We start from the raw sequence: 13,061 nt of genomic DNA on the forward strand, positions 1-13,061 counted from the left end.
ACTGATCTGCCAAGACCGGAACCCATGGTGGATCCCCTCATCCTGCTGCTGTTCATGGCATCCGGCGCAGCGGCGGGCTGGATGGGCGTCCATCTGCTGCCCGATGAACTGCTGGATGAGACCACCAATGCCGAAGGGGTCCGCTGGGTGCTCACCGGATTCGGATCCTTTTTCGGGCTGATCGCCGGCCTGGTGTTTCAGCGACTGCGTCAGCGCCTGATGCAGCAGGTGCGGACCATGCCCACGGATCTGCTGATCAGCCGAGCCGTGGGACTGATCCTTGGGTTGCTGGTGGCCAACCTGCTGCTCGCTCCTGTGCTGCTGCTGCCTCTACCCGGAGGGGTATCCCTGCTGAAACCGCTCATTGCCGTTCTCAGCAATGTGTTTTTTGGAGTGCTCGGGACCAACCTGGCGGAGGTTCATGGCCGCACACTGCTGAGGCTGTTCAACCCGGCTAGCACTGAGGCCTTGCTGGTGGCGGACGGCGTGCTGACGCCCGCCAGCGCCAAGATTCTCGATACGAGTGTGATCATCGACGGCCGGATCCGGGGAATGCTGGCCTGCGGTCTGCTGGAGGGGCAGGTGATCGTCGCCCAGAGCGTGATCGACGAGATGCAGCAGCTGGCGGATTCCACCAATGTTGAAAAGCGGGCCAAGGGTCGACGAGGGCTGAAGCTGCTGAAGGATCTGCGCGAGACCTATGGCCGGCGCCTGGTGATCAACAGCACGCGCTACGACGGCGAAGGAACGGACGACCGCCTGCTGCAGCTCGCAGCGGATACGGGGGGAACACTGGTCACCGCTGATTTCAACCTGGCCCAGGTGGCCGAAGTGAAAGAGCTCAAGGTGATGAACCTGAGCGAACTCGTGATTGCCCTCAGGCCAGAGGTCCAGCCCGGGGATGAGCTCAACCTAAAGATCGTTCGGGAAGGCAAGGAGGAGAGCCAGGGCGTCGGCTACTTGGACGACGGAACCATGGTGGTTGTGCAGGACGCCCGAGCTCTGATCGGGCAGCGCAAACCGGTGGTGGTCACCGGTGCACTGCAGACCCCAACCGGCCGCATGGTGTTCGCCCGTCTTGAAGATCGGCGAAAGCACAAGTCGGCCAAAACCTCCGAGCGCCGATCTGCAGACCCCCGCTAGGCTCCACCAACCTGAGATGGCGTGCCCAGGATGACCACATCGGCCCCCTATTACGGCGACTCAGCCGTGATGCGAACGCCGCCCCCTGATCTGCCTTCACTGCTGCTCAAAGAGCGGATCGTTTATCTCGGCTTGCCCTTGTTCTCGGATGACGACTCCAAGCGTCAGATGGGAATTGATGTGACGGAACTGATCATCGCCCAGTTGCTTTACCTGGAATTCGATGATGCCGAAAAGCCGATTTACTTCTACATCAACTCAACGGGGACAAGCTGGTACTCCGGCGATGCCATCGGCTTTGAAACAGAGGCCTTTGCCATCTGCGACACGCTCCGCTACGTGAAACCGCCGGTCCACACCATCTGTATCGGCCAGGCGATGGGAACCGCAGCCGTAATCCTTTCAGCTGGCACCAAAGGCCAGCGGGCTGCTCTGCCTCACTCATCCATCGTGTTGCATCAACCCCGCAGCGGTGCCCAGGGCCAGGCCACCGACATTCAGATCCGGGCCAAGGAAGTGCTGCACAACAAGGCGGCCATGCTTGAGATCCTTTCCAACAACACGGGTCGCACTGTGGACGAGCTCAGCAAGGATTCCGACCGGATGAGCTACCTCACCCCCCAGGAGGCCGTCAAGTATGGCCTTATCGACCGCGTCCTCAGCAGCCGGAAGGAGCTTCCTGGCAGCAACAGCAACTGACTCGTTTTCACCCTTTTCGTTTCTGAATCATGCCGATCGGTACCCCCAGCGTTCCCTACCGCCTTCCCGGCAGCCAGATGGAGCGCTGGGTCGATATCTACACCCGTCTCGGTGTGGAACGAATCCTGTTCCTGGGCTCTGAAGTGAATGACGGCATCGCCAACAGCCTTGTGGCCCAGATGCTGTATCTCGATTCCGAAGACAGCAGCAAGCCGATTTACCTCTACATCAACTCCCCTGGCGGGTCGGTAACGGCGGGTTTGGCGATCTACGACACGATTCAGTACGTCAAAAGCGATGTGGTCACCATCTGCGTGGGACTCGCTGCCTCAATGGGAGCCTTTCTATTGGCGGCTGGGACAAAAGGGAAGCGGCTCGCCCTGCCCCACAGCCGGATCATGATCCACCAGCCCCTCGGGGGCACCAGCCGCCGTCAGGCCAGCGACATCGAAATCGAAGCCCGAGAAATCCTGCGGATGAAGGAGATGCTGAACCGCTCCCTTTCAGACATGAGCGGCCAGAGCTTCGACAAGATTGAGAAGGACACCGACCGCGACTATTTCCTCAGCGCCGAAGAGGCCAAGAACTATGGCTTGATCGACCGCGTGATCTCCCATCCCAACGAAGCGTAAGCTCGTCGCTTGCACTGCACGGCAAGCGCGCCCCGGATGGCTCAGCTCTTCTACGACTCCGACGCTGATCTCGGTCTGCTGAATGGCAAGACCGTGGCGATCATCGGCTATGGCTCCCAGGGCCATGCCCATGCGCTCAATCTCAAGGACAGCGGCATCGACGTCGTGGTGGGGCTTTATGAGGGAAGTCGCTCAGCTGACAAAGCCAAAGCGGACGGCCTTGAGGTGCTGAGCGTTGCCGATGCTGCGGCTAAGGCCGACTGGATCATGGTGCTGTTGCCTGATGAATTCCAGAAGGACGTCTACGAGAAGGAAATCGCCCCCCACCTCAAATCCGGCAAGATACTCAGCTTCGCCCACGGCTTCAACATCCGTTTCGAGCTGATCAAACCACCGGCCGATGTGGACGTGGTGATGATCGCCCCCAAGGGACCTGGCCACACCGTGCGTTGGGAGTACCAAAACGGTCAGGGAGTTCCTGCCCTGTTCGCCATCGAGCAGGACGCATCCGGTAACGCTCGCGGGCTGGCCATGGCTTACGCCAAGGGGATTGGCGGCACCCGCGCCGGCATCCTGGAAACCAACTTCAAAGAGGAGACCGAAACCGATCTCTTCGGCGAGCAGGCCGTGCTCTGTGGAGGCTTGTCAGAATTGGTGAAGGCAGGCTTTGAAACCCTGGTGGAGGCTGGATACCAGCCCGAGCTGGCTTACTTCGAGTGCCTGCACGAGGTGAAGCTGATCGTTGACCTGATGGTGAAAGGGGGCCTGACCTCCATGCGTGATTCCATCTCCAACACAGCGGAATACGGCGATTACGTCAGCGGTCCACGGCTGATCACCGCTGACACCAAGGCCGAGATGAAGAAAATCCTGGGCGACATTCAGGACGGCACCTTTGCCAGGAACTTTGTGGCGGAATGTGAGGCCGGCAAGCCGGAAATGAAGAAGATTCGCGAGCGTGATGCCGCTCTGCCGATCGAAGCGGTGGGCAAAGGCCTGCGTTCGATGTTCAGCTGGCTCAAAACGGCCTGATCGCCTGAACGCCATGACGGCTGGGAGTGGCGGCATCGCGGTTGTTGCCGCCGCTGCTCTCGATCAACTGCTCGGCGATCCGCGCTGGAGTCCGCACCCTGTCGTGCTGATGGGATCCCTGATCCGCTCACTGCGTTCGCTGGCCGAGGCGGTGGCAGGAGACCGGCCCTGGGCACTGCGCCTTGGAGGCGTTCTGATCACGATCACCGTCGTAAGCGGCAGCAGCCTGCTGGGCTGGGGCGTGGAACGGATCGCCCTCGACAACAACCTGTTGATCGCCTGGCTGGGCCGCCTGCTTTTGGTGATCGGACTGGCCAGCGCTCTGGCGGCGCGCAGCCTGCGTCAGAGCGTTCTGGCTGTGCTGCAGGCGCTACCGGCCTCCTCCTCAGACAGTCTCGATGAAGCGCGCAGGCGCCTGAGCTGGATCGTGGGAAGAGATGTCACCCAACTGAATGAAGCGGAGATTGTCAGAGCCGCTGCCGAGAGTGCCTCCGAAAACGCCGTCGATGGCGTGTTCGCGCCTCTGTTCTGGATGCTGCTGGGAGCAGGTCTCTGGCAAATCAACAGCAGCTGCCCTGGCCCACTAGCCCTGGCCTGGGGGTTCAAAGCCGCCAGCACCCTTGATTCGATGTTGGGCTACCGAAGCGGAAGGCTGCTCTGGCTTGGGACTGCCGGAGCAAAGTTGGACGACCTGCTCACCTGGCTGCCCTGCCGACTGGTGATGCTCTCGTTGCCTCTGATCAGCCAACCCTGGAGGCAGCTGGTCTGTCTCGTTCGGGCGGCAGAACGGGACGGCTCACAGGATCCATCCCCCAACGCCGGCCGGTCCGAGGCCATCTATGCCCACTGCGTTGGCATCAGCCTGGGAGGAGCCAATCGCTATGGCGATCAGTGGGTCAACAAACCGATGATCGCTGCAGCAAAGCCACCACCGGATCGCGCAGCGGTCGGAACGATCCTCAGACTGACAAACCTGCTGGAGCTCGCTTGGCTCGCAGCGGCTGTCGTTCTCATGCTGATGACCACCTTGTGATGATCACCTTGTGGTGATCACTCAGTAGGCACCACGATCCATCGGCAGCAGCAGAACGCCGAAGGTGCGCAGAATGATTGCCAGATCAAGGCTGAAGGAACGGCCTCGGGCATAGGCGAGATCGAGTTTCACGCGCTTGCGATAGCTGAGGTTGTTGCGACCACTCACCTGCCACAGACCCGTCAGGCCAGGGCGAACGGCCGCAACCTCATCCATGTAGTGGCCGTAGCGGGTCAACTCCTTGTCCACGATCGGGCGTGGACCCACCACACTCATTTCCCCCAGGAGAACATTCAGAAACTGAGGCAGTTCATCGAGGCTGGAGCGGCGCAGAAAACGGCCAACCCAGGTGATGCGTGGGTCTCGACGCAGCTTGAAATCTCGCTCAAATTCAGCCTGAAGCCCAGGATCCTCGGAGAGAACACGTGCCAGGACCACATCCGCATCAGCACGCATTGTGCGGAACTTGATGCATCCGAAACGTTTGTAATTACGACCAACCCGCCGTTGCACATAAAACACTGGACCCGGTGAGCTCAGCTTGACCATGGCGGCCAACAGCAGCAGAGCTGGGGCACCAATGCTGAGAACAGCAAGCGAGAAGCAGACGTCACCGGTTCGCTTGAGGCCACGACCGAGGAGGCTTTGCTGACGAATCAGCGTGTAGGCGTTGAGTGACGACGGGGGGGCCGTCGTCACAGCCAGGTGAGGCCGGTAAGAGCCACGACCGATTGCCAGTCGGGCTGTCTGAGCGAGTGATGGCCGGGAGGCCGTCGTCAAGGCTCAATGTGTGTCTCTCCATACTCAACGTCACACCTGCAGTCCTGACATCCCAGCAGGGTCACTCGCCGCAACGGCACAGTTGTGCTGATGGACGTTCCAGGCGCGTCGCAAGGCGGCCTCAAAACGGCTGGAGAACGCTTCCAGGCGGAAGCGCTCGGCCCACTGCCGAATCGAGGCGGCATCGAGCTGACGCCAGAGACGCGCCTCCTCAAACCAACTAACCGCCTCAATCAGAGACGCAACGGTCTGATCAGGAAACAGCAGGCCCGTCGCCTCTGAGGGCTGCTGACGGAGACAGCGCACGGTGTCCAGCAGGCCACCACGGCCGAAACCGATCACAGGGGCACCTGCTGCCATGGCTTCAACCGGAGCAATCCCAAAATCCTCAAGGCCGGCAAACACAAAAGCCCGGCAGCTGCTCAGCAATGCCTCCACCTGCTGGCGGGACTGACGCCCAAGGACGGTGACGGTGGGGCCAGCAAGTTGCTGCAGACGACTCCGCTCCGGACCATCGCCAACAACCAACAGAGGCAGTCCCAGACGGTTGAAGGCCTGCACCACGAGGTCCACCCGTTTGTAGGGGACCAACCGGCAGAGACAGAGATAGAAATCCTCACGAGGGGCATCCCAACGGAATCGCTCCACCGCCACAGGAGGATGAATCACCTCAGCGTCCCGGCCCCAAAACTGGCGGATTCGACGGGCCGTGAAACGTGAATTGGCAATCAGGTGATCGACCCGCTGTGCGCTGAGTTGATCCCACTGGCGCAGAACATGCAGCTGCCAGCGAATCAGGGGCCCAAATCCCCTGCGCACCAGTGCTGAGCGCTCCAGGTAGGCATGCATCTGATCCCAGGCGTAACGCACAGGGGTGTGCACATAACTGACATGCAGCTGATCTGGAGACGTCAACACACCCTTGGCCACCAGATGGCTACTGCTGATCACCAGATCAGCGCCTGAGAGATCGATCTGCTCGATGGCCAGGGGCAGCAACGGCAGGTATTGCTGCACATGGCTCGTGCCCCAAGGCAGCTTTTGAATGGGGCTGGTCAGGACAGAGCGCCCGGCCAACCAGCTGCCGGGGCGGCGACTTTCCCCATCCACCAACGCGGCGAGCTGGGGTTGTCGTCCCAGAGCGGTCAGCTGCCGGTCGATCGCCTCAACCACCAACTCCGCTCCACCGCTGGATCGGGGCGTGAACCAGTCGTGCACCAAAGCGAGGCGCTGCGGCAGATCAGGGGGCATTGGCGCCATCAACAGCCCATGGCTGCAACGTCACGAAGTCTCTCAGCTGATTGCGGCCATGGCGCTGGCTCACGATGCTGGACTCCATGGGCAGTTCAAGTCTCACCATCAACGGCTTCCTTGAGGACGCGCTCAGTGAGCCGGACATTGGCATCACCGACCGGTTTCGCTGGCACGCGACCCCTGTGGGTATTGCAGCCCTCTGGACTGCGTCTTCGGCACCATCGACTCCGCCCTTCGAGGAGGCCGTCGAGGAAGGCCTGAAGGTGGGGCTGGATCTCAGCCGCGAAGAACGTGAATTTCACCAGGTTCAGCAAGGTCTGGTCCTCCTGTTCCATTCCTGATCGCTAAGGAATCGATTCAGAACGGGATCAAAGCGCCGGTGCGATTCGCTGAAAACCCATCCAGCAACAACAAAGTCCGACACCTAGAAGGTTGCTAACCTCCCGGCAATTTTTTGAATCTATGCCCACTCCCTCACCGGCCGCTTTCATTGTTCTGGCACGCATTCGGATCAAGGCCGGCTGCGTTGAGGACTACATCTCCATGAGCAAATCCACGGATGATTTAGTTCAACAGAATGAATCAGGGACGGCGCACCATGTGTTCGTCTCAGACCCAAGCGATCCGTTGTCGTTCACCTGGGCCGAGGCGTTCGTCAACGACGCGGCCTTTCTCGAACATCTGAATGCACCCCATATCGCCAATTACTTCAAGGAACATGAACGCCTTGGAGATGCTTTCAGCCTTGAGTTTTACGGGAGTATCGGGGAAGCAAGTCTCAAAGCGATGGAACAATCCGGCATCTCTTTCACGGTGTATGAAACGGCATGCGGGTTCTCGCGGTTGAGTTAGCGTTTTTTGTTCTCAGGTTCCCAACAACCAGGGGCCAGATTGAGGCATTCCGTAAGGGGGAAGGTTGAGATCTCCCGGATCCTGGATGGCGACATGCCATTCGGGAAGACGCGCTGAGACGAAAGAAGGATGCTCAATATGAACTCCACTTTCAAACGCTGAGGTCCCCACAAAGCCAGGCGTCCAATGGCCTCGGCCAGAGAGACCACCCCGGAACCAAACCCAGCAGCGTTGTCTGTGCCATTCACATCTTTGAAGCCGTTACAGTCAATAAAATCGACCTAAATCGCCTAAATCGAATGAATAAATATCTAGCAGTCGTGACATCAGCAATATTAAACGCAGGAGGACCCAATCAGGCGGCAAAACAATAAGGCCAGTGATCAAGACTTTCCATCACGCCGCAAAAACACAAATTCCAAAGCATGAGATCCCATCAACGAACAACAAAGCACATCGATAGCCCCGATCAACTCGTCACTCCAAAACCAACGTTTCGGCAACAAAATCAGATCGCAAGCCCCCGGATACGATCTGACAACCCAAACAAGAGCAGATCACTTAAAACAATTGCAACCAAACTCTGCATAATCTCACCAAGGCGAATTCACAATAAAGGAACAAACGATTATTTTTAGCAAGATATCAATCAAAAATGCATAGCTCACCGATCAGCCTGCAAGCTCTCAAATAATCACGAAACGAATGCGACGCGATCTGCAACGTTTAACACAGGTCGAAAACCCAACGGAACAGAGCATCCAGCATCGCAAGAGCGAGCAACAATCCTGGGACCTGGCAACTTCTTCCAAGCAACGGAAAGATGATCAGCTCTGAGCTTCATGTAAAATGCGTATTACCAGAAGCTTGGCAGCAATCAAAATGGAAAGACGATTGATCATTCACGTCGGACCTCACAAAACTGCCAGCACCTATATCCAAAAAAGGCTGAGGGAAAATACAAAGCTCCTGGAAGAACTCAAAATCGGAATTCCAAGGCAGCCTATTTCTCACGCAAAGCATAGAGATTTGGCTTACAAAATGAATTCAAAAAAGAAAAATTTTTGGGGCAAAGAACTAGAGCCGCTCCGAGACAAGAATCATGTTTTGATCAGCAGCGAAGCATTTTGCAACAGAATTTTGACCAATAACAATTTGGATTTTTTGCTGGATATCTCAAAATCCTATGATCTAAAGCTGACATTTGTTTACTTTGTTCGCGACCAGGTTGATCTAATGACGTCCCAATACTGTCATGGAATCAGACGCTTTTATCGCTCCTGCAGCTTTAAAGATTTTTGCCGCAAAAAACTCAGAAAAGATCGCAATCATCATTCCTCTACATACAACCTTGCCGACAGATTTGAAAGCCATCTAGATAGGACAGATGTCGACTTTATTTTCATTCCATTAACTCGGAAGAAAGATCCATTTTTAGAAATGGCCAGCAAACTCGGATGGCCAAACGATACGAAGTGGGAAACACTTGATGAAGGCGAATCAAGAAATGAGCAGCCAGGATGCAAGGGAATCTGGCTGAGCCGAGCAGCCTTTGAGATCTGCGAAGAGGTTGACTACCCGATCAAAAATTTAAAAAAGAAGGGTAAAATTATTCGCAATATAGCGATCAAAAAAGGCTGGCACAATGATCGTTTCTGCGGCTACACAGACGCCCTCTATAAAAAAGTAAAGAACTACTACAGTCAATCAAATCAGAGATTCTCACTCAAGGTATGGGGAGAGGACTGGGACAAGATTGTAGAAACAAAACAAAAACCTCTTCAGATCTATCGCGGCCCAAGATCCAGCAAAGAATACAAAGAGGTTCTATCTGTCCTCAAAAAGGCGTTTAAGAAAATGGGTTGGTCAACATTAGAGAAAGAAAATCTCGTCAAATCACTAAGTGCGATCAGACCCAAGCTGAGCCGTTTTACTTAAGCCATTTTTTAAGCCCGCGCTCTTAGTTCCCATATCCATAAGCCCCTTATCCAATGTTTATGCATGGCATTGCAACTGTCCTTGCATGATGCAGTCAATTGCGAAGAGCTTGCCCAGTTTGCGACAAGCCATTAAATCGCGCCCAATCGGAGGGCAAAAATACAAACAACCCTCTTAGTGATTAATTAATAACAATACCAATAGCCCCCTTTAATTATATAATTTTGGCCAAAATAGCTCTATTTTGTTGAACAGTTTCCGCTCATCGCCTCTCGAATCGAGTTGTCAAACCAGCCCAATTGACATCCCTTTTAAAGACAAATCAAAGGTTCAGGCAAAATGCATGCTGCATTTGGTCGAGTTCCTCATCTCTTGATGTGGAACTGATTCAGTGGTTCTCAAAACGGAGAGGGTGGGATTCGAACCCACGAGGGTGTTACCCCTACACGATTTCGAGTCGTGCGCATTCAACCGGACTCTGCCACCTCTCCAAACGCCAGCTGGCGCGTACACACACTAGATCTTGATCCGCGAGATGCCTTTTGGCATTCGAGCCAGCGACGGTCCATCCGGCTGGGTCGAAATCCAAGCCAGTAGCCCGTCATTGGCCTGCGAGGAAGTTCTGAAACCTTGGCTTGCAAGGACCACAACGCCTGCGGGCTGGGGAGCAGCCACCAACGCTGACGGCCGGCTCTCAACAGCATCGGCTGACCACGTTGCGCAAGCAATTGGACAGAAAGTCCGGAACTGACCAGCATTTGCCCCATCTCCAACGGCGCCAAACCTTGCTGCTCCGACACCACCGTTCGAGCGATGGTCTGCCAGCAAGGAAGCGTTTCAGTCGCAACAGGATCCAGCAACAGCACCCAATCGAGTCGCTGATGACCATGAACGCCAGCGAGACGTTGAGCCACGCGGCAGCCTTGGCGATCGCCGCTGCTGCTGATCAAGGCAGCACGACCCTGATGGCGAGCCAACAACCAAGAGCGGCGGAACTGCCGAACTCGCACAACCCCATCAGCCAATTGCCCATGGCTGTGAAACAGCACCGCCGACAACACCAACAACGGCCCCAGCCATCGCCCTGCATCCAGCCATGACAACCACCACAGCAACAGACCCAGCACCAGCAGTCCCACCATCCAGATCTGGGGGAATCCAGTGAGCAGCTGAGCGCCAGGCCAGTTACTAATCCAACGCACAAGGCTGATCAGGACACCCACGAGCCACTGCACCGGCCAGGCAATCCCTTGGATCAGCCCGAGCGGGGCCCACAAACTCAACAGGGCCAACAGCATGGAGGCCAAGGTGAGACAAGCCAGCAACGGTGTCGCCAGCAGATTCGCCAATACCCCATAGAGCGGAGCTGAACCGAAGTGGAGCCACTGGAGTGGGAGTGTCCACAACAGCGCTGCTGATGGGATGGCCAGCGCTGGCGCCAGCCAGCTCAAAGCCCCAGGCAGAGCTGCTGAAAGCCTTGCCTCAAGAGGTGGGGCACTCAGCACCAATCCCGCTGTTGCAGCAGCACTGAGCTGGAAACCGATCGATCGCGCCCAGGCTGGATGAACCAGCAGCATCACGCTCAAGCTGAGCAGCAGAACTCCGAACCCTTTACTGCGCTCTCCTGACTCTCGGATCAGCAGGGCCGAAGCGCCCATCAGAACGGCTCGCACCACTGAAGGCTGGGCGCCCGCCAGGGTGAGAAAGATCATCAACGCCGCCCCCGCCAACAGCAGCCGCAGCCTTCTGCCGAACAGGCTGCCCAGGCTGAGACAAGCCCCCAGCAGCACAGAAAGGTGGAAGCCCGACGCCGCCAAGGCATGGGACAGGCCGGCATGTCGAAACGCCTGGCGCAGGTCAGCCGGCAGCTGCACTTGAGCACTGCCCAGCACCAGGGCCGCCATCAGGCCACCACGCTCCTCGCCAGCCACCAGCTGCAGTCGATCAGCAATGGTCCTGCGGGCATTGGCGATTGGGGTCCAGGGACGTTGCAGCACCTCAAGTTCGCCGACGCGCAACTGACTCCAGCTGCCCTGACGGGCCAACCGCTCAGCGGGGCCTGGCAACAATCGATGCGGCCCCTTTGAAGGGCGTTTCAAGAGTCCCTTCGCACGGACGCGCCAGCCCTGAAGCAGACGATCGGGGCAAGGACGCATGCTGAGTTCCGTGCGACCACGAACTGGGCGCCCATCGATCCGCTGGACCGCCACCAGCACGGAACAGCTGCCCTCGAAGCGACGGGCATCGCTCAGAAGATCACCGGTGAGCTCAACAGGCCCTGTTGATGACTGGCGCAGATATCGGATGGGATCTCCCTGCGCCGGGCTGGGAGCTCCCCAGATCAGTCCCCGCAGCAACAGCAGCAGGACAACACCAACAGCGATCGCCTGGACGGAACAACGACGCGGCAGAGCGGATCAAGCAGCTGCTTCGATGGTTCCCCCCTCCAGCAAAGGGAAACCCAACGCCTGCCGTTCAGCCAACCAGGCCTCGGCCACCTTGCGGGCCAGATTGCGAATGCGGCCGATGGTGGCGGTTCTCTCGGTAACCGAGATCACGCCGCGGGCCTCCAGCAGGTTGAAGGTGTGGCTGCACTTGAGCACAAAATCCAGCGCCGGTGCAGGCAGATTCTTCTCAATCAGATCACCGGCTTCAGCTTCATAGATGGCAAACAGCTGCTTGAGGCGATCTGGATCTGAGCCCTCGAAATTGAAATGGCACTGCCCCTTCTCAAAGGGCAACCAGATGTCGCCGTAACTGCGCTCACTATTCCAGCTCAGATCCCAGATGCTTTCCACATCCTGGAGATACATCGCCAAACGCTCCAGGCCGTAGGTGATCTCAATCGAAACCGGCTTGCAATCGATCCCACCGCACTGCTGGAAATAGGTGAACTGGGTCACCTCCATGCCATCGAGCCACACCTCCCAACCCACGCCCCAGGCTCCAAGGGTGGGGGATTCCCAGTTGTCCTCCACAAAACGGATGTCGTGATCAGCGGCTTTGACGCCCAAGGCCTCCAAAGAGGCGAGGTAAGTCTCTTGAATGCCATCGGGTGATGGCTTGATCAGCACCTGATATTGGAAATAATGTTGCGCTCGGTTGGGGTTATCGCCATAGCGGCCATCGGTGGGACGACGGCAGGGCTCCGGATAGGCAACAGCCCAGGGTTCCGGACCGATCGCCCGCAGCACCGTATGGGGACTCATGGTTCCTGCCCCTTTCTCGGTGTCGTAGGGCTGCAACAACAGGCAGCCTTGATCAGCCCAGAAACGGTTAAGCGAGCTGATGATGTCCTGGAAGAACACGGTTAAACAAACCCTTGTACTGGACTGGGATCTTGCGCTTGAAACCTGCTAACCACCTGCTTAACAGCGGTGCAAACTGGCTACTGAGATCCCTGTGGTGGCCACATTCTCCATCACCGCAGCCAACAGCTGCTTAACGAACGGGAGCAAGGGTGATTCCGTTAAGCAAGGCAAGAGCCAGCGCTTCTGCCGCTGCCGTTTAGCCCTGAGCTGGCTTGGTCATCTTGTAAATGTTCAGAGCAAAGAGGGCCATCGCAAAGCTGCCGAGCAGCAGCAGGAGGTCCTGGGTTCCAAAGGTCATGACTCTCGTTGCAAAACTTTGTTGAGTAATGTAACGGAGTCGCAGCGATGCGTCACTAATGCGTTCCTAGGGGAATGTTCCTGGGGGCT

At 57.3% G+C, this 13,061-nt stretch carries 12 protein-coding genes and 1 tRNA gene; 8 read left to right on the forward strand and 5 right to left on the reverse strand.

Annotation, left to right across the window (positions count from 1 at the left end; all coding sequences use genetic code 11):
- Positions 1-24 precede the first annotated feature (24 nt).
- From SYN9616_RS0107295 to cbiB, 5 genes are read left to right on the forward strand one after another with little or no spacing between them, the layout of a single operon-like run.
- Positions 25-1,143, forward strand: a complete 1,119-nt coding sequence (locus tag SYN9616_RS0107295) for a PIN/TRAM domain-containing protein (protein WP_037990792.1) — start codon at positions 25-27, stop codon at positions 1,141-1,143.
- Positions 1,144-1,173: 30 nt separating this feature from the next.
- Positions 1,174-1,842 carry an ATP-dependent Clp protease proteolytic subunit gene (locus SYN9616_RS0107300; protein WP_028952504.1) on the forward strand — a complete coding sequence of 223 codons (669 nt, stop codon included), beginning with the start codon at positions 1,174-1,176 and terminating at the stop codon, positions 1,840-1,842.
- Between the two features lie 29 nt (positions 1,843-1,871).
- Positions 1,872-2,474 carry an ATP-dependent Clp protease proteolytic subunit gene (locus SYN9616_RS0107305; RefSeq protein WP_028952505.1) on the forward strand — a complete coding sequence of 201 codons (603 nt, stop codon included), beginning with the start codon at positions 1,872-1,874 and terminating at the stop codon, positions 2,472-2,474.
- A 36-nt stretch (positions 2,475-2,510) separates the two neighbouring features.
- Entirely contained in the window at positions 2,511-3,506 is a 996-nt protein-coding gene (gene ilvC / locus SYN9616_RS0107310) for a ketol-acid reductoisomerase (protein ID WP_028952506.1), read from the forward strand.
- A gap of 13 nt (positions 3,507-3,519) precedes the next feature.
- Positions 3,520-4,539 (forward strand): adenosylcobinamide-phosphate synthase CbiB, encoded by a 1,020-nt coding sequence (gene cbiB / locus SYN9616_RS0107315; RefSeq protein ID WP_028952507.1) that lies wholly within the window; start codon positions 3,520-3,522, stop codon positions 4,537-4,539.
- Between the two features lie 21 nt (positions 4,540-4,560).
- On the opposite strand, the gene SYN9616_RS0107320 is transcribed toward cbiB, so the two are convergent.
- On the reverse strand, positions 4,561-5,319 hold the full coding sequence (locus SYN9616_RS0107320) for a sugar transferase (protein WP_028952508.1): 759 nt from the start codon (positions 5,317-5,319) through the stop codon (positions 4,561-4,563).
- 30 nt (positions 5,320-5,349) lie between these two features.
- Entirely contained in the window at positions 5,350-6,579 is a 1,230-nt protein-coding gene (locus tag SYN9616_RS0107325; RefSeq protein WP_028952509.1) for a glycosyltransferase, read from the reverse strand.
- Between the two features lie 65 nt (positions 6,580-6,644).
- Here SYN9616_RS0107325 and SYN9616_RS0107330 point away from each other — a divergent pair, with 65 nt between their 5' ends.
- The 3 genes from SYN9616_RS0107330 (at position 6,645) to SYN9616_RS0107350 (ending at position 9,363) form a co-directional block, all read left to right on the forward strand.
- On the forward strand, positions 6,645-6,914 hold the full coding sequence (locus SYN9616_RS0107330) for a hypothetical protein (RefSeq protein WP_028952510.1): 270 nt from the start codon (positions 6,645-6,647) through the stop codon (positions 6,912-6,914).
- A gap of 121 nt (positions 6,915-7,035) precedes the next feature.
- Positions 7,036-7,425 (forward strand): putative quinol monooxygenase, encoded by a 390-nt coding sequence (locus tag SYN9616_RS0107335; protein ID WP_028952511.1) that lies wholly within the window; start codon positions 7,036-7,038, stop codon positions 7,423-7,425.
- Between the two features lie 849 nt (positions 7,426-8,274).
- A complete protein-coding gene (locus SYN9616_RS0107350; RefSeq protein WP_028952513.1) occupies positions 8,275-9,363 on the forward strand; it encodes a hypothetical protein in 1,089 nt (362 codons plus the stop codon).
- Between the two features lie 404 nt (positions 9,364-9,767).
- Here SYN9616_RS0107350 and SYN9616_RS0107355 read toward each other — a convergent pair.
- From SYN9616_RS0107355 to glyQ, 3 genes are all read right to left on the reverse strand, one after another.
- A tRNA-Ser gene (locus SYN9616_RS0107355) sits at positions 9,768-9,854 on the reverse strand.
- The gene (locus SYN9616_RS16110; RefSeq protein WP_369791937.1) at positions 9,831-11,774 is read right to left on the reverse strand and encodes a ComEC/Rec2 family competence protein; all 1,944 of its coding nucleotides are present in this window, start codon (positions 11,772-11,774) and stop codon (positions 9,831-9,833) included. The genes SYN9616_RS0107355 and SYN9616_RS16110 overlap by 24 nt, the downstream gene beginning before the upstream one ends.
- 6 nt (positions 11,775-11,780) lie before the next feature.
- Entirely contained in the window at positions 11,781-12,671 is an 891-nt protein-coding gene (gene glyQ / locus SYN9616_RS0107365) for a glycine--tRNA ligase subunit alpha (RefSeq protein WP_028952514.1), read from the reverse strand.
- Positions 12,672-13,061: the final 390 nt, after the last annotated feature.

The organism is Synechococcus sp. CC9616, from assembly GCF_000515235.1.
Lineage (GTDB): Bacteria > Cyanobacteriota > Cyanobacteriia > PCC-6307 > Cyanobiaceae > Parasynechococcus.